Annotated in this window: 22 protein-coding genes; 4 read left to right on the top strand and 18 right to left on the bottom strand. The window is 47.9% G+C overall.

The window, feature by feature from the left end; translation table 11 throughout:
* Window positions 1-49: 49 nt before the first annotated feature.
* From V4210_RS00815 to ftsA, 6 genes are all read right to left on the bottom strand, one after another.
* A complete protein-coding gene (locus tag V4210_RS00815) occupies window positions 50-733 on the bottom strand; it encodes a LiaI-LiaF-like domain-containing protein (RefSeq protein WP_338520956.1) in 684 nt (227 codons plus the stop codon).
* A gap of 80 nt (window positions 734-813) precedes the next feature.
* Window positions 814-1,422: a vitamin K epoxide reductase family protein gene (locus V4210_RS00810; protein WP_338520955.1), complete on the bottom strand. Its 609-nt coding sequence runs from the start codon at window positions 1,420-1,422 to the stop codon at window positions 814-816.
* On the bottom strand, window positions 1,415-1,657 hold the full coding sequence (locus V4210_RS00805) for a hypothetical protein (RefSeq protein WP_338520954.1): 243 nt from the start codon (window positions 1,655-1,657) through the stop codon (window positions 1,415-1,417). Before V4210_RS00805 ends, V4210_RS00810 begins: the two co-directional genes overlap by 8 nt.
* Before the next feature lie 17 nt (window positions 1,658-1,674).
* Window positions 1,675-2,124, bottom strand: coding sequence for a transcriptional regulator NrdR (nrdR, locus tag V4210_RS00800; RefSeq protein WP_138078535.1), 450 nt, complete (start codon window positions 2,122-2,124; stop codon window positions 1,675-1,677).
* A 3-nt stretch (window positions 2,125-2,127) separates the two neighbouring features.
* On the bottom strand, window positions 2,128-3,318 hold the full coding sequence (gene ftsZ / locus V4210_RS00795) for a cell division protein FtsZ (protein ID WP_138078533.1): 1,191 nt from the start codon (window positions 3,316-3,318) through the stop codon (window positions 2,128-2,130).
* Between the two features lie 61 nt (window positions 3,319-3,379).
* The gene (gene ftsA / locus V4210_RS00790; RefSeq protein ID WP_338520953.1) at window positions 3,380-4,609 is read right to left on the bottom strand and encodes a cell division protein FtsA; all 1,230 of its coding nucleotides are present in this window, start codon (window positions 4,607-4,609) and stop codon (window positions 3,380-3,382) included.
* 74 nt (window positions 4,610-4,683) lie between these two features.
* On the opposite strand from ftsA, the gene V4210_RS00785 reads away from it, so the two are divergent.
* Window positions 4,684-5,304, top strand: a complete 621-nt coding sequence (locus V4210_RS00785; protein ID WP_338520952.1) for a type II secretion system protein — start codon at window positions 4,684-4,686, stop codon at window positions 5,302-5,304.
* Between the two features lie 7 nt (window positions 5,305-5,311).
* Here V4210_RS00785 and map read toward each other — a convergent pair whose 3' ends face one another.
* The 8 genes from map to V4210_RS00745 all read right to left on the bottom strand — a co-directional run bounded on the left by map (window position 5,312) and on the right by V4210_RS00745 (window position 11,278).
* Entirely contained in the window at window positions 5,312-6,079 is a 768-nt protein-coding gene (map, locus tag V4210_RS00780; RefSeq protein ID WP_338520951.1) for a type I methionyl aminopeptidase, read from the bottom strand.
* Complete coding sequence (locus V4210_RS00775; RefSeq protein WP_138078525.1) at window positions 6,076-6,633, bottom strand: adenylate kinase family protein; 558 nt, start codon at window positions 6,631-6,633, stop codon at window positions 6,076-6,078. The genes map and V4210_RS00775 overlap by 4 nt, the downstream gene beginning before the upstream one ends.
* An 8-nt stretch (window positions 6,634-6,641) precedes the next feature.
* The gene (locus tag V4210_RS00770; protein ID WP_338520950.1) at window positions 6,642-7,100 is read right to left on the bottom strand and encodes a GatB/YqeY domain-containing protein; all 459 of its coding nucleotides are present in this window, start codon (window positions 7,098-7,100) and stop codon (window positions 6,642-6,644) included.
* Complete coding sequence (locus tag V4210_RS00765; RefSeq protein WP_138078521.1) at window positions 7,100-7,315, bottom strand: 30S ribosomal protein S21; 216 nt, start codon at window positions 7,313-7,315, stop codon at window positions 7,100-7,102. The genes V4210_RS00770 and V4210_RS00765 overlap by 1 nt, the downstream gene beginning before the upstream one ends.
* Before the next feature lie 42 nt (window positions 7,316-7,357).
* On the bottom strand, window positions 7,358-8,422 hold the full coding sequence (locus V4210_RS00760) for a hypothetical protein (protein WP_338520949.1): 1,065 nt from the start codon (window positions 8,420-8,422) through the stop codon (window positions 7,358-7,360).
* Between the two features lie 179 nt (window positions 8,423-8,601).
* Window positions 8,602-10,239, bottom strand: coding sequence for a single-stranded-DNA-specific exonuclease RecJ (gene recJ, locus V4210_RS00755; RefSeq protein WP_338520948.1), 1,638 nt, complete (start codon window positions 10,237-10,239; stop codon window positions 8,602-8,604).
* Window positions 10,239-10,541 (bottom strand): ArsR family transcriptional regulator, encoded by a 303-nt coding sequence (locus tag V4210_RS00750; protein ID WP_138078515.1) that lies wholly within the window; start codon window positions 10,539-10,541, stop codon window positions 10,239-10,241. Before V4210_RS00750 ends, recJ begins: the two co-directional genes overlap by 1 nt.
* A 77-nt stretch (window positions 10,542-10,618) precedes the next feature.
* Window positions 10,619-11,278, bottom strand: coding sequence for a phosphoribosyltransferase (locus tag V4210_RS00745; RefSeq protein ID WP_338520947.1), 660 nt, complete (start codon window positions 11,276-11,278; stop codon window positions 10,619-10,621).
* Between the two features lie 40 nt (window positions 11,279-11,318).
* On the opposite strand from V4210_RS00745, the gene priA reads away from it, so the two are divergent.
* Genes priA through V4210_RS00730 form a run of 3 tightly spaced genes read left to right on the top strand, consistent with a single transcriptional unit; the run spans window position 11,319 to window position 14,728 of the window.
* Window positions 11,319-13,259: a replication restart helicase PriA gene (gene priA, locus V4210_RS00740; protein WP_338520946.1), complete on the top strand. Its 1,941-nt coding sequence runs from the start codon at window positions 11,319-11,321 to the stop codon at window positions 13,257-13,259.
* A gap of 12 nt (window positions 13,260-13,271) precedes the next feature.
* The gene (def, locus tag V4210_RS00735) at window positions 13,272-13,847 is read left to right on the top strand and encodes a peptide deformylase (protein ID WP_138078509.1); all 576 of its coding nucleotides are present in this window, start codon (window positions 13,272-13,274) and stop codon (window positions 13,845-13,847) included.
* A gap of 2 nt (window positions 13,848-13,849) precedes the next feature.
* Complete coding sequence (locus tag V4210_RS00730) at window positions 13,850-14,728, top strand: methionyl-tRNA formyltransferase (RefSeq protein ID WP_338520945.1); 879 nt, start codon at window positions 13,850-13,852, stop codon at window positions 14,726-14,728.
* 9 nt (window positions 14,729-14,737) lie between these two features.
* Here V4210_RS00730 and V4210_RS00725 read toward each other — a convergent pair whose 3' ends face one another.
* The 4 genes from V4210_RS00725 to infB form a co-directional block, all read right to left on the bottom strand.
* Window positions 14,738-15,184 (bottom strand): DUF5663 domain-containing protein, encoded by a 447-nt coding sequence (locus V4210_RS00725; protein ID WP_338520944.1) that lies wholly within the window; start codon window positions 15,182-15,184, stop codon window positions 14,738-14,740.
* A gap of 84 nt (window positions 15,185-15,268) precedes the next feature.
* Window positions 15,269-15,583, bottom strand: a complete 315-nt coding sequence (locus tag V4210_RS00720) for a DUF5663 domain-containing protein (protein WP_138078503.1) — start codon at window positions 15,581-15,583, stop codon at window positions 15,269-15,271.
* 48 nt (window positions 15,584-15,631) lie between these two features.
* Entirely contained in the window at window positions 15,632-17,407 is a 1,776-nt protein-coding gene (locus V4210_RS00715; RefSeq protein ID WP_338520943.1) for a hypothetical protein, read from the bottom strand.
* A gap of 110 nt (window positions 17,408-17,517) precedes the next feature.
* Entirely contained in the window at window positions 17,518-19,290 is a 1,773-nt protein-coding gene (infB, locus tag V4210_RS00710) for a translation initiation factor IF-2 (RefSeq protein ID WP_338520942.1), read from the bottom strand.
* Window positions 19,291-19,333: the final 43 nt, after the last annotated feature.

Below are 19,333 nucleotides of genomic sequence, written 5' to 3'. Positions count from 1 at the left end.
AAAACGCCCTACTCTCATTGTAGCGCGTTTTTACCAAAATCCCAAGAGATTATTTAATTTCCAGGCCGCCCAGGACACATTCGCCCTTCAGATAGATTGTCTTTTTAGCAGAAGGCTTCGGTACAGTCTTATCATCGCTACCGCCCAAAACACCGCGAACCTCGTTTTCGACAATCACATCATCAGGCAAACTAATATTAATGCCGCCACAAAAGGTAAAGACATCAATCACCGTACCATCCTTGATCTTTGCCTGGCGCAAATCCAAATCGACGCCGCCAAATACCGCCGTCAGTGAGCCACCAGTGTAATCACCTCTCACTCGTGATTCTTCACCATAAAAAATCGCCACTTTTTCATTATCATTAGTACCCGATTCTTCGGCTCGCTTGCGATTTGCGGACCCAATACTAAACACCATCATCAACCCAACAGCGATCAATACCACTGGCCAAAACAGTTTCCAAATACTAACATCAATGACGCCATACGCATTCAAACCAATCGACACGCCAGCGGCCATCAATAGCAGGCCCCACGCCCGCGTCAGCAGTTTCCGGGAGCTAACTATTGTCACCAGCCCCGCCAGCACTAGGCCGGCTGCCCAAACCGTTCCCCAGAACACATTCCAGCTATCAAACTTGATAATTTCGAGATTCCTGAGTAACAGAACCCCGCCGAGCGCTACAATGGTAACACCAAAGAACGCTCTGACAAGAAAGTTTTTCTTCATATCTTTATTATGACATATGATCACGCGTTACCAAAGTAAAAAAATTTGCAATAATGCTTTCGTAAAATAGGGCGATACGTCTAGAACAACTGCTCACCAAACTTGGCGATTATCGCCATCATGGCAAGAACTACTAAAACTGCTGCAAATAACATATCATATCCGCGATCAACAAATTTACCCAAGGTCTTACCAGGTATATTCTTAACCAAAACATTGTACCGTGTCATACCAAAGAAAATCAAAATCATACCAAGGTCAAGAGTCAAGCACCACGGGCACAGTGCGCCAATCACCAAATAGCTCATACCAAACATCCAAAAGGCAAAGAGAAGCCCCGCAATTACGCCAATTTGCGCGCATTGCATAAACCATTTCGGAAACTTTGTCCCTGCCAACAGGGCAACGGCGATGGTAATCATCACCGGCAAGGTCGCCAGGCCAATAAAGCTGTTTGGAAAACCCAAAATCGCTGCAGACCAATGATTGGCAACCGCCGAACAACTCAGCGCTGAGTTTAAGTCACAACTAAGAACCGCCTCTGAGTTTTTGGCTAATACTAAAGATTCAATTGACAAAGCCAGTGACGCCAATAGCCCCAATGCGCTTCCGACCAGCAACGCCAGTGCCGACAGATGTCGCCGCTTCAAGTCCTCATGAAATAACCAATCTCGCACTTTCTTAAACATAAAAACTTACCTCGCTAATTGTCGGTAGCGGAGTTCCCCGCCACATATTTTGTAATTGGCCACCATCACTTAACGCAATGATCGTCGGATATTCCACAATGTCATATGTCCTACAGAAATCACTGCCAGCCGCCGAGTCCGGATTGACTTCCTCCAGATCATGCCCTGTCTGATTTTTGAAATCCCTGAGATAATCAAACACTGTGCGAGCGTGGTCGCTCTCTGTTTTGTACACAACAACAACGCGCATTGTTAATCCCTTTTCTCTCGTTGCTGAGCTAAAATTTTCTCAAATTCGTCCAGTGTCTTGAAATCATAATACACGCTGGCAAATCGAACATACGCCACTTCATTACGATCAGCCAAAGCGTCCAAAACCGCATCACCAATCTGCTTTGACGGCACTTCAGATTCTCCCAACGCATACAAAGCGTCTTCAACGGCGCTGACAATTTGCTCAACCTCTTCTTCTGACTTGAAAAACTTACCAACTGACTGGTGTACCGCTGAAGATAGCTTAAACCGGTCAAACAGTTCACGGCGTCCGCTCTTTTTGAGCACTGCTAAGTTTGGTTTTTCAATCCGCTCGTACGTCGTAAATCTCCTACCATCAGCCGTTTCTCTGCGGCGGCGAATTGCCATACCGCCAGCAACTTCACGCGACTCAAGCACCCGACTGTCACCAATATTTACTGCTCCCATAGACTACTCCCTATTCTTCTTGCGACGGCGTAAGAATGCTGGGGTGTCGTCTTCGTCGTCATCCTCATCTTCTGGTGGATTATCCCAAATATTCGTGTCATCCTCAGCAGCAAAATGCTCAGCAGCTTCTTTGTGCTCTAGCTCCATGTCGATATTTTGCACCATTTCTTCATCCAAATTGTTAGAGTTGGTCTCAACTGGGTTCACATCAAGCGTTACGTCCCTGTCGTGGAAGGTCTCGCTATCAAATCCTGTAGCAATGACCGTGATCACCAAATCATCTTCCATTTCTGGCTTCAACGTCGCACCAAAGATGATGTTTGCATTTGGTGATACCGCACTGGTGATGATTTCAGCTGCCTCCTGAATCTCTGCCATGCTCATGTCGTAGCCACCAGTAACGTTGAACAACACACCCTTAGCGCCATCAATTGACACTTCAATCAACGGCGACTCAATTGCCTGCTGGGCCGCCTGAGCTGCTCGATTCTCACCGCTCGCCCGACCAATGCCCATCAAGGCCGATCCAGCATTGCTCATGATAGCCTTCACGTCAGCAAAGTCCAGGTTAATCAGCCCATGTTCAGTGATCAATTCAGAAATACCCTGCACACCCTGACGCAATACATCGTCAGCGATTTTGAAGGTTTCCAATAGCGGAGTGCGCCGATCAATTGTCTGCAGCAAGCGATCATTTGGAATGGTAATCAACGTATCAACTTGTCGACCCAAGTGAGTGATCGCCCAGTCAGCATTCACTCGGCGCTTTTCACCCTCAAAGCTAAACGGTCGTGTTGCAACACCAACCACCAAAATACCCAACTCACGAGCAATCTCAGCAACCACATACCCAGCACCAGAGCCTGTTCCTCCACCAGCACCAATCGTCACAAACACCATGTCGGCGCCTTCAAGAGCGGCACGAATTTCTTCACGTGATTCATTAGCGGCTGCTTCACCAACAGCTGGGTCAGCACCAGCACCAAGACCGTTTGTCGTGGAATGTCCCAAATGAATTTTGACGTCAGCTTTTGAGTTATGCAACGCTTGTGCGTCGGTATTCATAGCGATGAACTGCACACCGTTGAGGCCAGCGTCTTTCATGCGGTTGACTGCTGAACCACCAGCGCCACCAACACCAACAACTTTGATGCTAGCAAATGTCTGAACTTCGCTTGGTTGTATTTGTGGCATTATTGTATCTCCCCTCTAATCTCTATCCAGTATATCATCTTTGACCCTGGAGTGGTCATATTTATTTGAATTTTGCGAATAACCCACCTAAGAATCCGCCAGCCTTTTGGGCAACTTTACTAGCTTTTTTACCATGAGTTCCTTCAGAGCGGGACGGATTGGTGGACATTGCCAACATTAGTCCTATAGCCGCTGCATACTCTGGATCTTTGATATCATCAGTCATGCCAGCATAGTCCTGCGGTTTGCCGATTTTCACTGCCAGCCCAATCTGTTCTTTGGCAAATTCAGCCAAGCCCTTAACTTTAGCGCCACCGCCAACTAACACGGCTCCGCTCGGCATTTTGCTAATGCCACCTGCCTTTTTCAGTTCCTTAGCGACCAGCTCAAAAATTTCTTCATAGCGCGCTTCAACGATTTCTGCAACTTCTGCCCGGTGAAAAACCTGCGTTTCCTTCTCGTGCTTAATGTCAATCACGCCCGTAGTCTCGCCGCCCAATTCACCATGCTGCAACTTAACTTTTTCAGCAATTTCCAAATCAACCTTAAGACCAATCGCCAAATCATTGGTGACGTTCTGTGAGCCCATCGGAACAACTGAAAGATGCTGCAAGTCACCCTCTTCGAACACCGCCACTCCTGTCGTGGAAGCCCCGATGTCGATCACAGCCACACCATTTTCCATCTGAGATTCATTCAATACCGCTTGAGCGCTCGCCAATACTGTTGGGACTATTCTGACAGCATCAATATTGGACATCTCCGCCAACTTGTGTAAATTCCCCAAGTGCGGCACCAACCCAGAGACAACATTTGCTCGTAGCTCCAACCTCGTCCCAGTCATACCAATCGGGTTTTTGATATTATCTTGCCCATCCAATCGATATTCGTACGGAACTACTTCCAAAATCTCACGATTTGCAGGAACTTTTCCAACTGTCGCTACATTCTCCAGACGCGCTACGTCGTCTTCCGTCACTTCACTACTGCTTGCATTAACAGCAACCATACCGTCTACTCTAGTACTGATGATGTGCACGCCATTAGTACCTAAAGCAGCTTGATTCACTCGATGTCCGCTCATTCGCTCTGCAGCGTCAAGCGCCGTATCAATCGCCGCTGCCGGCCCATTCAAGTGCGTGATCACACCTTTACGCATCCCGCTGTTGGGAGCCTGTCCCACTCCAATAATTCTCGGCACGCCCGTTGTTTCGTCAATATGTCCAATAACACATCGCACTTTTTTCGTGCCGATATCAATTCCTACCGCATAATGAGATTGTTCTTGCATATGCTTACAGTATATAGGAATATGGGGTCATTTTGCAAGCTGTCAAAAAAGTATAAGCATGATACACTAGACACATGAAACGTAGTACTTTTTCTCATAAGCCTGGGTTTACTTTAGTGGAGATGATCATCATCATTTCTGTTATTGCTATCCTCTCAACAATTAGCATCATCGCCTATCAATATATCAGGCAAGATGCTTATGACGCAAAAGCCAAAACTGCACTACAGCAAATCGAGACAGCGTTTAAGTCTTATATAACCGCAGGTAATAAGGTACCGATGCGTTATTACAGTCCGTATGGTTTTTATACTGATCCAGGAGGCGGATCAACCGAACAAGGCATTCCAATCAATAATGGGGGCGGCATAGGCAAAGCCCTAGTCAATGCTGGGTTCTTATCGAGCAATTTGCTGGACAGCCTCAAAAATGGCCCCCAGAAGAATACCGCTTTAAAGAACAGTATCGCTTTTGCACAATGTGGTAAAAATAAGGCATTCTTCTATATCGAAGTATACCGAAAAGGTATGACACAAGCGGAGCTTTGGAATAAGGTTCACTCATTGGAGTGTGAGAGGAAGACTAAGGACGATTGGTATGCAGAGCATGGATTAAGTCCTTCGCTCAGTATGGCTGCAACTGGCACAGTCAACGGTCCAGCGCGCTATATACTAGCAGAGATTGATTTCACCTAATATTCTGTTACAGTTTCGTCAAGATTTCTGTACCCGTTTCAGTAATTAGTACTGTGTGTTCAAAATGCGCACCCAGACTGCCATCTCTCATGCTAATCGTCCAGCCGTCATCCTCAGTAACAATTTTCTCACCACCGAGGCTGGCCATCGGCTCGATAGCGATAGTGTCACCAGCGTGCAACACCGGACCAGTACCGCGCTGACCATGATTCGGAATCTCTGGACTCATGTGCATTTCCAGCCCCACACCGTGACCAACCAACTCGCGGATGATGCCCAGTTTCGCTTTTTTCAGCACCGCTTCAATGGCTGCTGAGATATCACCAACTCGTGTCCCGTCACCAGAGATCGCATCAATTCCCGCATACAAACTCTGTTCCGTCGCGTGTAATAAATGCTTTTTGGCGCCACGCGGCTCCTCATCGACCACCATCGTGAAGGCACTGTCAGTTTTCATGCCGCGGTAGCCAATCACCAGGTCAAAACTCACTACATCACCCTTCTCAAACACATAGTCTGTCGGGAACGAGTGCACCAATTGCTCATTGGTCGACACGCAGATCACCCCTGGAAATTTTACCTCATCTGTCAAATACGTCGCTTCCGCGCCAAAATCCTTGATGCGCCCAGCCACAAACTCATTGACGTCCAGCTCACTCATGCCAGCCGTTACTCGCTGCCGCAATTCGTCGTAAATCGTCGCTAGCATCCGCCCACATTCGCGCATATCTTTCATCTGTTGTGGCGTTTTTTCACCAGTGATCAATTGACTCATTTGGCGCCCTCAACGATTCCGCGGCTAACCAGCTCTTTTTCAATCTCATCATGAACTTGCCCCACTGTGCCCACGCCGCTCATATGGATAATTGGGATATTATTGTCATTCAGATAGTCCAAAATTGGGTAAATTTCACCCCGGTAAATACTAAGCCGCTTATCAATTGCCTCTGGCGTGTCGTCAACGCGACCACGCACTCGCAAGCGTTCTAAAATCTCATCTCGTGGCACTTCCAGCACAATCACCAGCTTCACATCCTGACCATGATGCGGTCGCGACTCAATCAACCACTTAGCCTGCTCCAACTGACGAGGATAACCGTCCAAAATCACACCGTTAATGTCCTTAGCTTTATTCAACGCCTCGCCCATCAACCCATTGATAATCTCCACCGACACCAGTTCGCCAGATTGCATACGATGAATCAATTCACCATCGTGCGTGTCGCGCAGCAGCTGCCCTGCACTCAGCCAACGCCAACCATGTCGTGCTGCCAAAATCTGCCCCTGCACACTCTTACCAGCACCAGCCGGCCCAAAAAAGATAATCATGTTCCCTCCTATTTTGTCAGTTTTTCTTTAACAATTCTTGCAATCAACGCACCGTCAGCAGCATTGCCAACCTTCTGTTTCACTGCGCCGATAACCTGTCCCATCTTTTGTATGGAAACGTCATCCATGCTCGCTACAACATCTTCAACGATCGCCATAACTTCCGCTTCACTCAACTGTTCGGGCAAAAATTCTCGCAAAATTTCCGCCTCTTGTTCCTCAGGCTCTGCCAATTCCGCGCGACCATTACTGCGGTAAAGCTCCGCACTCTCGACACGTTTTTTCACTTCACGAGCCAGAACTTTTTCAACTTCGGCGTCATTCAGGCCCTCGTCACGCTTGCCTAGTGACACCTCCTCGTTCAAAATTGCTGCCTTAACATTACGCAACACATCCCCACGAAAACGATTGCCGCCCAAAAGAGCGGCTTTCATTTCATCAGTGATGCGCGCTTTTAGCGCTGACATTAACGCACTCCCAGGCGCATTTTTGCCGTTTTTTCAGCCCGGCGTTCACGACGAACGATTGCCTTTTTACGGCGCTCGGCCTTTGAAATTGGTTTCTCAAAGCGCATAACGTTTTTAGCTCGAGCCAAAACACCGCTCTGCAAAACCTTACGGTTGAAACGACGAATGATATTTTCGTTCGCTTCCTTCTGATCTTTACGTGTTACTTGTACCATACTTCCTGGATTATAACAGATGAGGAAATATTTGACAAATTACTATTCCAGAACAACCGAGTATATCGCTGCCAAACTTGCTGGCTGGTTCATATTGGCGTGTGTGTGACGAAGGATATTCCACTGATCGATTTCTGGAATACCAGGTATATTGCGTGCGCGCTCAACTATCATTTGAATATCTTCCCATTTGTTCAGGTGGCTCAGTTCTGGCACCAAAATATGGATAGAATCTCGCACATTTGGAGCTGCCATTCTAAAGTCCTTCTCAAATGCATTCCGCGTTAACCCAGACGGATCAACCAAGAACTGCTGAATCCAACCATTCTCGGGTGCTTCAAACGGACGGCCCAGCTCCTCTAGACTAAGTCCAACACCTCCTATGCATTCAATACGGTGAGGGGCTTCCACTGGGAGTGATATCAAGCCAGCTTCTTTAGCTGTTGGAGAAGCTGACTCCTTAACATATTTACCATTCTCTGCTCCTTCTTTTCCAAAAAAGCTGACAGCAATATCAACGAGATTCATCTCTCGCGTACCTGTTGGATCATGCAACCGCAGCTCTGATACTGCCCCTGGTGTCATATTTGCGACTACTCCCGTAGCTACCCTTGCTCCCAGCGAGTGCCCAGCTACATTGACCTCATCATAATCCCGAGCCACATGTTCCAATACCTTTGCATAATATTCACCTGCTGACGCATAACTACCAGTCTGCCTGATTTCTTTTTGGACCGACTTTGGCAGCATGCCAGAATTACCGATTCCTGGACCATTCATTACCATATAGGCAATATCTGGATTTGCATAAACCATATCGAGCGCTTCACGCAGAGCGTTCCGATGACGAAAGGCACCGCCCCAGCCATAATACACAGCCTGAAGCTTTTTTGCATTAAGCTTGCCGAACATCGCAACCTCAATTCCGATACCACCCAAGCCACGAATATAGCGTGGGTCTCTCACCTGCTCAATAACTTTTTCTTTCTGGTCCTTGTTGATATCAAGCCACGGATTGACCTCCAGCTCTTCAATCCTTTCTGGCGATATCTGAATTATTTTACCATCATTAAACAACTTGTTCTCAGTGCCCTCTGCTGTAGGCACTATATGACTGACTCGTTTTAAACGAAGGCCGTCGTCAAAGCCATGATCTATTGTTGTATTACATTTTTCATTCATATGCGTAGTGCTCCAGTATGGATTATTCCTTGAACTGGTTTCTATTATATCATATAAATTAATATAAATCAACCTTGTGGTCACTGTGACGGCCCTAATGATGACTATTCCGCCTCGCCCACGTGTAGCAACCGCCCCTCAACCGTTCGCACCCCCTGCCATTCGTTGATGGTTGGCTGAAACCACGCCGCTACCTCGTCGCCCGGATCGCGGAAGAACTCCTCTGGTGCGTTGAACGCCAGCATCTGCAACACTGTACCATTTTTATCACGCAGCGCTAATTTAACGTGTTGCCCATCCGCGCCCATTCGCCGTACACTCAACACATTTGCCGTGGCAATTTTCAGGACTGGCTCTGGATTGCCATTGCCAAACGGCTCCATTTTTGCCAAATTCTCCACCAACTCCTCGTCAATTTCCGAAAAATCATCAATTTCTACATCAGCTCGCGGCAACAAATATCGCTCTTGACTTTGTAGCTGCAGCGAATCATAAAACTCATTAACGCGCCGGCGAAAATCACTAATTTTCTCGGTCGCCAGCGTCACGCCCGCCGCCGCTCCGTGCCCGCCACCTTTGATGATGATGTCATCCGCCGCCCGCACTGCATCGGCCGCTGAAAAATCACCAAAGCTACGCGCCGAACCGGTCGCCTCCTCACCACGCTCACCAATGATAAACACCGGCTTTTTATATTTTTCTACCAGTTTTGACGCCACAATGCCGATAACACCATGATTCCAACCATCACTGCTCACCACCAGCACACGATCATTCGCCAGCTCCTCGGCTTGCATACACGCTTCCTCAAAAATCGTATCCTGAATGCTGCGTCGCTTAACGTTCAGCTCCTCCAATTTCTCACTCGCCTCCAGTGCCGCCAACCCATCGCGCGCCACCAGCATATCTAGCGCGTACTGCGCCGTCTCCAACCGACCCGCTGCATTCATGCGCGGACCCAAGCCGAATCCCAAATGCCTAGCATTGACCTGCTCTGGCTCAATACCCGCCACCGTCATCAACGCTTTCAGCCCTGGGCGTTGTTGTTTTTTCAACACCTCCAAACCCCAATAGACGTTTGCCCGATTTTCATCAGCCAACGTCACGATGTCGCACACTGTCCCCAGTGCCACCAAATCGAGCAGCCATTTTTCATAGCCATCAGGCAAGCCATCCAGCTCAGTCTGTAGTGCCTGCACCAGCTTGAACGCCACACCTGCGCCACACAAATCACGAAATGGATAGCTGTGCCCTGAAAATTTTGGATTCACCGCTGCCACGCTCGGTGGTGGCATCTCGGCCACGTTATGATGATCCGTCACCACCGTATCAATCCCCAGGCTGGTGGCATAGGCAATCTCTGCATGACACAAACTACCGGTATCCACCGTCACAATCAAATCCGCGCCCATATCGCGCACCTTGTCCACCGCACCCATGGTCATACCATAACCTTCAACAAACCGGTTCGGGATGAAAGCATCAACACCCTCAAAACCAAACTTGCCAAACGCATCCAGCAGCAGCGCCGTGGCGCTCAACCCATCAATATCATAATCACCATAAATGACGATTTTTTCGCCCCGCTCCCACGCCTGTTTTAACCGCACCACCGCCTTTTCCATGTCCGGCAGCAAAAACGGATCATGCTTCACCGCTGCATAATCCGGCTGCAAAAAAGCCTGACGTGCTGCTCGCGTCGTCAGACCACGAGCCGTCAAAATCCGCTCGAACAAGGTCATCAATCTCTATCAACCGAGCTACGCTTCGGCCGTGCCGCATGTTGCTGCGACTTAATCACCATTCCCTGCAACTCCTTGAAAATTGGAAACTGCTTATTTGTGAAATACGTTCGCGAATTACCCTGTTTCTCGCTTTTGAGAAAACCGACTTTTTCCAATCTCTTTAACTCGCGCTGAATATTTCCTGGATCTTCTTTGATCAACTTCGCCAACCCACGTACATGAGTGTGAAAATCAGGATATTTAGCATAAACAACCACAATCTTACGCCTCACCCGCGATGTAATAAAAACGTCTAACATAGTCCTGTGCTCTTTACTGCATCCCCTTCTTTATTTAACTCCAGTGTAGCACAATTTTACAACACCCGACAAGTCCTTTAGCGCCAATTCATAATTACTTGGTTGATTTTTGCAACAGTCTCCTCACGTGAAGGTAGTTCATTATCCTCATAATAATGGTTAATTCCCATGAAGTTTTCCTTGACGTCCAATATGTGCAGATCGTCCACCGTGATGTGCAATCGATCAACAGCAGCAATGCTACACACAGGCAACGCCACCACCAGTTTTTCAATACGAATTGATTTTAAAAATCCCAAAGCCACATCCAGGCTTGAAAGATTATCACCAAAACCATCACTCACCAAAATAACTGTCCGATCTTTCAACAATGCCGCGTCAACGATACCGCCGTCACCCAGCAGCCGATTGATTCGTTGGTATGCCTGCTGTTTTTGCTGCTCCAAATAGCCATGAAATTCATTGGTATATTCTCGAATCTCGCCAGACGAAAAGTCACTGTTGTAGGTGAATTTCCCACTTTGAGAAACGGCGCCAAAGCTCAACCCCTCTCCAGGAACATCGATACTCTCTGACAATAGCATCATCAAAACACAGTGAAGCCTGACCGCGATCTGCTCACCGACCAACACACCGCCTTCACCCAATGCCAGCACTGCACAGTTTTCATAACGATATTTTTCGAACAACTGCTGCCCCAACTCCACGCCCGCCTGCATGCGACTCTGAAAATACATATGCTTATTGTAGCATTGATGAAGCGTTATAATAATAGCTATGCAATACTACGAGGTGTCTCCAACTACGATTGTCCGCGCTGACGCTGACAGCTTTTCCTATGCCTCACATGAAGAACTAGCACCAGGAACTATTGTGACCATTCCCGTCGGCAAGAAGGTTGTTGTTGGTGTTGTTTTGCAAAAAATATCGCAACCACCATACGACACACGGGAAATAATTTCGGTCGTCGATCAGCCGCCACTACCCAGCCAGTTGCTGTCATTGCACACTTGGATGAGCCAATTTTACGCAACACATCCTGCCACCGTCTGGCAAACCATTCTACCACGCGGCATCACCAAAAAGCGACGAAAATCCGTAGATTTCACCTCTGTCAATGTGCAAAATCGAACAAAAAATGTATTCACCAAAGATCAGCTCCAAGCCCTGAAAATCATTGATTCCATGGCCAGTGGAACGGCTTTGCTACACGGCGTCACCGGCTCCGGCAAAACCCTGGTCTATATTGAAGCCTCCCGACGCGCTGCAGCTGAGGGAAAGTCTTCCATTATACTAATTCCAGAAATAGCCCTGACGACCCAATTGGTATCAGCCTTCACAGAACATCTCGACAATGTAATTGTCACTCATTCTCGCCAGACTGAGGCTGAACGCCATGCAGCATGGCTACACGTTTTGAACGCCAACAAGCCCGTCGTGGTCATCGGCCCAAGGTCAGCCCTATTCATGCCCATACATAACCTCGGATTTATCGCCATTGATGAATGCCACGAACCTAGCTTCAAACAAGAACAATCCCCCCGCTATTCCGCACTGCGCACTGCTGCCGTGCTGGCGCAGAGCCATAGCGCCAAGTTAGTTCTGGGTAGCGCTACTCCCGGCATCGCTGACTATTATTTGTCTGAGCAACGCAACCGACCCATCATCACCATGGCCAAACCCGCTCGCCAAGATGCCGTCAAGCCCACTGTCAAAGTCGTTGACATGACCAAGCGCAATAATTTTACTCAGCACTTCTTCCTATCAGACGCCCTGCTTTCTCAACTCCAACAAACCTTCAACGATGGTCAGCAAGCACTCATTTTTCACAATCGTCGTGGCACCACCACAATCACCCTGTGTCAAAATTGCGGCTGGCAAGCTGGCTGCCCTAACTGCTTTGTGCCGCTGACACTACACCAAGACAAACATCAACTTGTTTGCCACATATGCGGATATAACGCGACCGTCCCAACGGTCTGCCCCGAATGCCAACATGCCGACATCATCCATAAAGGCATTGGCACCAAGCGCATCGAGACAGAATTGAGCAAATTATTTCCTCAGCAAACCATAGCCCGCTTTGACGCAGACACTCCTAGCGATCAAACCGTAGAAAAGTTATACCAAGACGTTAAAGAGGGCACTATCGACCTCATCATCGGTACGCAAATGATCGCCAAGGGATTAGACTTACCACATCTACGAACTGTTGGCGTAGTGCAAGCAGACACAGGACTAACACTTCCTGATTTTGCAGCCGCCGAACGTACATTCCAACTACTTGCTCAGGTAGTCGGACGTGTTGGTAGGTCGCATCACGCAACGACCGTCGTTGTCCAAACCTACCAACCACAACACCCAGCCATCCAAGACGGCCTCACGCAAAATTACGCTGATTTTTATCAACGCACAATAGCTCAACGACAAGCAACCATATTTCCGCCATTTACCCATCTTTTGAAACTCACCTGTGTATACAAAACCGAAGCCGCTGCCATTCGCAATGCTCAAAAACTTGCATCTACCCTCAAATCAGTTGCACCGAAAACAGTACAAATTTTAGGACCAACACCTGCGTTTTATGAACGAGTGCGTGACACTTACCGTTGGCAACTGCTGCTCAAAAGTCCCCAACGTGATGACTTAGTCGCCATATTAGCTCACATGCCACCACAACATTGGCAATTCGAACTCGACCCGATTTCCCTCCTCTGATATACTTGATGTATGACTAGAGACGACATTATTGCCCTACCAAACCCCCATCTGCGTCAAAAATCTCATCGCATCCATGTCATTACTGATGATATACAAAAACTGTCTGACGACATGACCAGTGCTGCGTTAGATTGGGAGGATTCACGACCACATGAAATCAGTGCCGCTCTCGCAGCAGTGCAAGTAGATCGCTTGGAGCGAGTCGTCATTGTCCGAGCTGACTTTGATAACAAAAAAACTCGCGACTTCATGACCTTGATCAACCCAGAAATTGTCAAATACGAAGGCGACTTGGTAGCTGATTTTGAAGGCTGCTTGAGCGTAAAACACATCTACGGCAAAGTACCACGCTACACCAAGGTTCGCGTTAAAGCCTTAGACCTGGAAGGTAACGAGATCCGCTTTAAAGCTGAGGGTTTCTTAGCGCGTGTATTGCAACATGAAATTGACCACACTAACGGCATCGTCTTCATTGACCACATCCGTGATACACACGATGCATTTTACACCCTTGATGATTCTGGTGAATTACAGCCCCTCAATTACGACACAAGCATCAAAGATAATACCGACCTCTGGGGATAATCATGCCTGAGATAGTATTTTTTGGCACCGAAGAGCACAGTCTCATCACCCTCAAGGCGCTTCATGAGGCAAAATTTCACCTTGCTGCTGTCATCACCAAACCTGACGCACCCAAAGGTCGGGGCGGTAAACTGTCAGAGCCTGCTGTCAAAACATACGCTCACCAGCACAATATTCCCGTCTGGCAGCCAAACAATCTGAAAGACATCTCACCAGCCATTCAAACACTCAAATCGCCCGTAGGCGTTTTGGTCAGCTATGGCAAAATAATACCCCAGTCAATCATCGATTTATTCAACCCCGGCATCATCAATCTTCACCCATCACTCCTGCCACAATACCGTGGTCCATCGCCCATTGAAGCTGCCATGACCAACCTAGACTCCCACACCGGGATATCCTTGATAAAATTAGATGCCCAGATGGACGCAGGACCAATTTACCACCAAGAATCTATTTTACTCTCTGGTGATGAATCTCGTGATGAACTATACTGCAAATTATTCAATCTGGGTTCACAACGCCTGGTAGAGTTATTACCTCGCATCGTATCCGGTGACATACACCTCAAACCGCAGCAGGAATCCATCGCTACCTACTGTAAGTTACTGTCAAAGCAAGACTCGCCCCTCGACCCACAATCGCTCAGCGCCAAACAAGCAGCCGCGCGAGTCAGAGCCTATCTCGGTTTCCCCCGCTCTACTATGACGTTTGACGGTCTCCGCCTCATCATCACCAAAGCTCACCCTGATATCGCTCCAAAAACCGCCCTAGATCAGTGCTACCATGATGGACAATTCCTCATTATTGACGAACTCATTGCACCAAGCGGCAAAAAAATGACCGCAGAAGCGTTTCTCCGCGGTCATAAACATCAATAACCCGCATAGCTAAGCTGCTGCTTGCGAAGCAGCAGAATCAGCCGCCAAAATCACGTCACGATTCGCTACAATCTCTCGCTTCAGCTCCTCCAAAACAGCAGCAACGACATCTCGATAATCTGGTCGGTTCACTTCCAGCCACTTTGTTGCCGCAAATTCGTCTCGTAAGCGCGGATCATCCATCGGCACTCCAGAAACCTGCACCAAACGCTGGAACATTGGATCTTGCATCAAATTAGGGACATGACGCGCCAAAAAATCATCTACCGCTCCCGGACGCTTATCAATGATGCCAGAAAATTCTTCCAGTTGCGCATCGCTCATACCCTGGCTCAACCGCTCACCAACGCGAAGCTCCAGCTCACTGTAGATGTGCTGCAAAAACGGCTTGCGCTGCTCCTCCGGCAATTGATCCAGCCCGAGCTCTTTGAGAAATTCGTCATTCAGTTGGAACATAGTCCTCCTTTTCTTTCGTCTATACTCTCCATTAAATTATAACAGCAATCCCGAAAGATTGCCATTATAACCTACTCATTACTATTATTCACGCACCATATTAAGCGCATCATTGTGCAGCGTCTGCAGCTCAACCATCGTCTGATTCATTGAGTTCTGCACGATTTCCGTTAAGTTAATGCCATTACCCTGGCACCAGTTGAGCAGCATTGGTACATCTTCACTGTCCAGCAATGCCTCAAATTCTTCCAATTTTTGCTCACCGACAGCCGCTAACAGCTGATCAGTAATCTTTGCTTGCACGCTATTGGTCACATTCTGCCGCATCTGTTCTTTTGCTTCTGGTGGCAACATCCCAAAACCAGCCTGTGCCAAGAATTCATCAGTAATTTCAAACATTTATATCTCCTTTTTGTGTTATTGTATCTTACTGTTTATGTAACTATTCTACATAAATTGTTTCAGTACTGCCAAAACCTCATCAGTTTGAGAAATTCCGTCCACTGCGAGTGACTCCGTACCATTCAAGTTGGCAGTCCACTCAATTGAATGACCGTTTGCTTGAGCCATTTCTGCCAACTCATGTAACTTACTTGTTGCATTCTCAGGACCAAACTGCTCGACTGCCCAGTCCCATGGATATTCGTAGCTACCAACTGGAGAAGGAGCCTCTGGCTGTGTGGCAGAACCAGCGTCGGTAGATTCTGCACTAGGGGCGTCAGGTGTATGTTCTGTACCAGTAGTACTCTCACTGCCTGAAGTATGATTTATATTATCATGCTGCGCACCAGAAGCATGGCTCTCAGCACCAAATACTGTTGACTTCAGTATTCCTGTAGTAATGCTACCTGCGGCGTAACCAATAGCTACCTTACTCATTGCCGAGCGAACTTTCCGACGAAGTCGCTCCTGACGCTCTTCACTTGATTTCTGACTACTATCGACATAGGTGTCGACCATAGATTCCATCATTTCATCAGTATCTTCGGTATCTTTAGCACCCTGCTTAAACACGTCCTGCCAGGCATCCCGTGAGTTATCAGTTACGCGCTCTTCACCGCGATGTGACTCTAGTACCGATTGTTTGACCACTCCAGCTGTTACTAGGCCTGCGCCCAAACCAACCGCCGTAGTGATTGGCCAGGTTGCAACGGCAGCGGTTACTGCACCGGCCGCTGCACCACCAGCACCAAGCTTCAACAGTTGAGATGAGCTACTACCACTCGTGGCCTTATCACCAGCCTTCGTGATACCCTTTTTGAACCACGCTGCAAACTTATTCACTTTGCCAGCAACTTTCTTGAACTTAGACTCTTCGCCCTCATTAAGCATAAAGCGCTGATCAAGCATTTCATCATATACTTCTGTCGTCTTCTGAGCAGTTTCTTGCATGCCTTGGAAGGCACGAGCCGCCATCATCTGCGCCAACAGTTCCTGCTGTTTTGCCAATTCTTCACCTGAAAGCTGGTTCAACTGGTCAATCTGCTCTGCCAATTCTTCCTTGGCGACAGCCAACTCACAAGCCTTTAGCTTGTCTGCTGCTTCCTGAAGAGCTTCCTTACGCTTCTTTCCGCCAAACCACTCTTTAAAGAAGTGAGATTCTACATCAACACGCGCCTTAGCAAACGCCAGCCTTGCCGCTTCTAGTTCCTGCTGCGCCTTGCTCTTTTCGGCTAACTGAGCAGTTTCGCCCTCGTCGTACTGATCACCCAAGTACTTATCACGTTGTGCTTGCTCGTACAGGCTCAAGCCTTCAGGGTTCTCGTCCTTCACTGAGGGCTTCGTCAGAGAAGCTTCACCCTCGTCATACTGATCACCCAAGTACTTATCACGTTGTGCTTGCTCGTACAGGCTCAAGCCTTCAGGATTTTCGTCTACTGAGGCAGTCTTCTCTCCAGCTTTTTGCAAATATTTATCTACATTATCATAATAGTTGAATAATTCCCGTGCAGAAGCCGTATCCGTGCCGTTCGTTTGCCAAGCCTCATTTTGGTCCACGACTTCTTTGTAGTATTTACCAAGCTCAGTGTCGGTCGAAGTAGCTTCTGGACTAGGTTCAGCGGAACTATCATCAGTAGAAGTTTCAGGAGCAGCTGCAGTATTTCGATCTATTAACTCTTGCCTCCAGCGGTAATATTCCTTCGTAGAAGAGTCAAGCTGACCTTGATTAGCTGCTAAATAGTCTTCAGTAGTCGAACGTGATGCAAGCGTTTCTTTATTCATTCGTGGTGGTTCCTTTCACTTGGATGCGCCAAGATTAGTTGGAGTTTTTCTCTAAAGAAATACTAGCACAAATTGTCAAAAAAGTCAATAACCTTGCTTAAGTATTCTACCTAGAGCGTCTTCTTCACCAGCTCACGCGTAAAGAACTCGAGTTCATCGCCTTCTTCTACCACAATTTTCTTGGCGGTTTTCAGGCTCAAGCCACACATTTCACCTTCAAATACCTCTTTAGCCTCTTGCTGCTGGCGCTGTACGCTTGAAACCTCAACTTCGGCTATCTGTTCACCTTTACGTTTCAAACGAGCCAAAAGACCCTTTGAGACCTTTCCACGCATCATTTCACCGCCAGCGATCACCTCTTCACGCATCGTACGGAACACACCTTTCACCTTAAGCGCACCGACCTCCGTCTCTACCACTTCTGGAGCCAGAAGGTTTTCCATAGACAATTTTGCGTCATCCAGTAGCTCATAAATCACTCGGTACAGGCGTACTTCTACTTTCTCGCGAGAAGCCAACCGCTTAACAGCAGGAGGCAGATCAACGTTGAAACCGTAAATGACAGTATTTTCACCAGTTGCCAGATGAATATCATTTTCGGAGATATTACCCACACCATGACCAATTACCCGCAACTCGACTTCACCATTTGTCTCGATCAATTTCAAACTATCAATAACCGAGGTGAGGGAGCCCTGCACATCAGCCTTGATGATGACGTTAAATTCTTGTGCATCATGCTTCTGATTCATCATCTTCAGGATGTCAGCGCCTGTCACATTGGTAGTTGCTGCACGACGTTCCTGTTCTAATTTGGCTTTAGCGGCCATTTGTCGTGCTTCCTTTTCATTTTTCGCGATGACAAAACTATCCCCAAACTGTGGTAATTCCTTAAATCCTGTCACATTCACTGGTGTTGAAGGACCCGCTAGCTTCATGGCCTTGCCACGAAAGTCCAACATAGTACGCACGCGACCATAAGCCGTCCCTGCAACCAAATAGTGCGATGGCTTCAGCTGTCCATGCTCCACCAACAAACCAACCACGGCACCACGACCAGTCTCCATGTGCGCTTCAATCACCAGCCCTTCCGCTGGTGTATCAACGTCCGCACGCAGATCTTCCATATCAGCCACCAACAAGACCATGTCCAACAATTTATCAAGGTTTTGACCTGTCTTGGCGCTCACCTCAACCATGACCGTGTCACCGCCCCATTCTTCAGGGTTAAGTCCATGCTCAGAGGCCAATTGCGTCTTTACCAATTGTGGGTTAGCGGTATCCTTATCGATCTTGTTAATCGCCACCACAATCTTTGCATTCGCAGAACGCGCAAACCGGATAGCTTCCACCGTCTGAGGTTTAACACCATCATCGGCCGCCACCACGATGATCACCACATCAGTCAAAACCGCTCCGTGCTGCCTTAGTGCAGCAAACGCTTCGTGACCAGGTGTATCAAGTAGTGTGATTGTTCTGCCGTTACGCTCCGCTTGATAAGCGCTAATATGCTGCGTGATACCACCAGCTTCACCCTCAGCAGTCTTTTTATCCAAGATGGCGTCAAGCAAGCTCGTTTTACCGTGGTCAACGTGTCCCATAACCGCTACGATAGGTGGGCGCGCTACAGCTTTGTCTGTCAACTGATGCACATGACGCAATGGTGTATCTGTAGCAGCCGCCTGCTTGCGCTCCAGCTGCACATCCAAGCCAAGTTCTTCCACTACGATCTGAGCGGTATCAAAATCAAGGCGTTGGTTGATTGTTGCGGCGATACCGTTTTTGAACAACTCACCAATCAGCGTGGTCACGGATAAACCAAGGGTCTCTGCAAGCTCACCGACAGTTACTGAATCTGCAATTTTGACGATTTTTTCTGCCATAATAAGCTCCTCTCACCTCTGGTACGTCACCACGCCTCAGGGA

This window comes from Candidatus Nanosynbacter featherlites (assembly GCF_037013405.1).
GTDB classification, from domain to species: domain Bacteria; phylum Patescibacteriota; class Saccharimonadia; order Saccharimonadales; family Saccharimonadaceae; genus Nanosynbacter; species Nanosynbacter featherlites_B.
Note: the sequence above shows the minus strand (reverse complement) of the source record. Positions and strands in the feature narration are given on the sequence as shown.

Excerpts from the sequence above, each read along its gene's own strand:
- V4210_RS00815 (WP_338520956.1), bottom strand. The coding sequence starts at position 733 with ATGAAGAAAAACTTTCTTGTCAGAGCGTTCTTTGGTGTTACCATTGTA.
- V4210_RS00810 (WP_338520955.1), bottom strand. The coding sequence starts at position 1,422 with ATGTTTAAGAAAGTGCGAGATTGGTTATTTCATGAGGACTTGAAGCGG.
- nrdR (WP_138078535.1), bottom strand. The coding sequence starts at position 2,124 with ATGGGAGCAGTAAATATTGGTGACAGTCGGGTGCTTGAGTCGCGTGAA.
- ftsZ (WP_138078533.1), bottom strand. The coding sequence starts at position 3,318 with ATGCCACAAATACAACCAAGCGAAGTTCAGACATTTGCTAGCATCAAA.
- ftsA (WP_338520953.1), bottom strand. The coding sequence starts at position 4,609 with ATGCAAGAACAATCTCATTATGCGGTAGGAATTGATATCGGCACGAAA.
- V4210_RS00785 (WP_338520952.1), top strand. The coding sequence starts at position 4,684 with ATGAAACGTAGTACTTTTTCTCATAAGCCTGGGTTTACTTTAGTGGAG.
- map (WP_338520951.1), bottom strand. The coding sequence starts at position 6,079 with ATGAGTCAATTGATCACTGGTGAAAAAACGCCACAACAGATGAAAGAT.
- V4210_RS00775 (WP_138078525.1), bottom strand. The coding sequence starts at position 6,633 with ATGATTATCTTTTTTGGGCCGGCTGGTGCTGGTAAGAGTGTGCAGGGG.
- V4210_RS00770 (WP_338520950.1), bottom strand. The coding sequence starts at position 7,100 with ATGTCAGCGCTAAAAGCGCGCATCACTGATGAAATGAAAGCCGCTCTT.
- V4210_RS00765 (WP_138078521.1), bottom strand. The coding sequence starts at position 7,315 with ATGGTACAAGTAACACGTAAAGATCAGAAGGAAGCGAACGAAAATATC.
- recJ (WP_338520948.1), bottom strand. The coding sequence starts at position 10,239 with ATGACCTTGTTCGAGCGGATTTTGACGGCTCGTGGTCTGACGACGCGA.
- V4210_RS00750 (WP_138078515.1), bottom strand. The coding sequence starts at position 10,541 with ATGTTAGACGTTTTTATTACATCGCGGGTGAGGCGTAAGATTGTGGTT.
- V4210_RS00745 (WP_338520947.1), bottom strand. The coding sequence starts at position 11,278 with ATGTATTTTCAGAGTCGCATGCAGGCGGGCGTGGAGTTGGGGCAGCAG.
- priA (WP_338520946.1), top strand. The coding sequence starts at position 11,319 with ATGCAATACTACGAGGTGTCTCCAACTACGATTGTCCGCGCTGACGCT.
- def (WP_138078509.1), top strand. The coding sequence starts at position 13,272 with ATGACTAGAGACGACATTATTGCCCTACCAAACCCCCATCTGCGTCAA.
- V4210_RS00730 (WP_338520945.1), top strand. The coding sequence starts at position 13,850 with ATGCCTGAGATAGTATTTTTTGGCACCGAAGAGCACAGTCTCATCACC.
- V4210_RS00725 (WP_338520944.1), bottom strand. The coding sequence starts at position 15,184 with ATGTTCCAACTGAATGACGAATTTCTCAAAGAGCTCGGGCTGGATCAA.
- V4210_RS00720 (WP_138078503.1), bottom strand. The coding sequence starts at position 15,583 with ATGTTTGAAATTACTGATGAATTCTTGGCACAGGCTGGTTTTGGGATG.
- V4210_RS00715 (WP_338520943.1), bottom strand. The coding sequence starts at position 17,407 with ATGAATAAAGAAACGCTTGCATCACGTTCGACTACTGAAGACTATTTA.
- infB (WP_338520942.1), bottom strand. The coding sequence starts at position 19,290 with ATGGCAGAAAAAATCGTCAAAATTGCAGATTCAGTAACTGTCGGTGAG.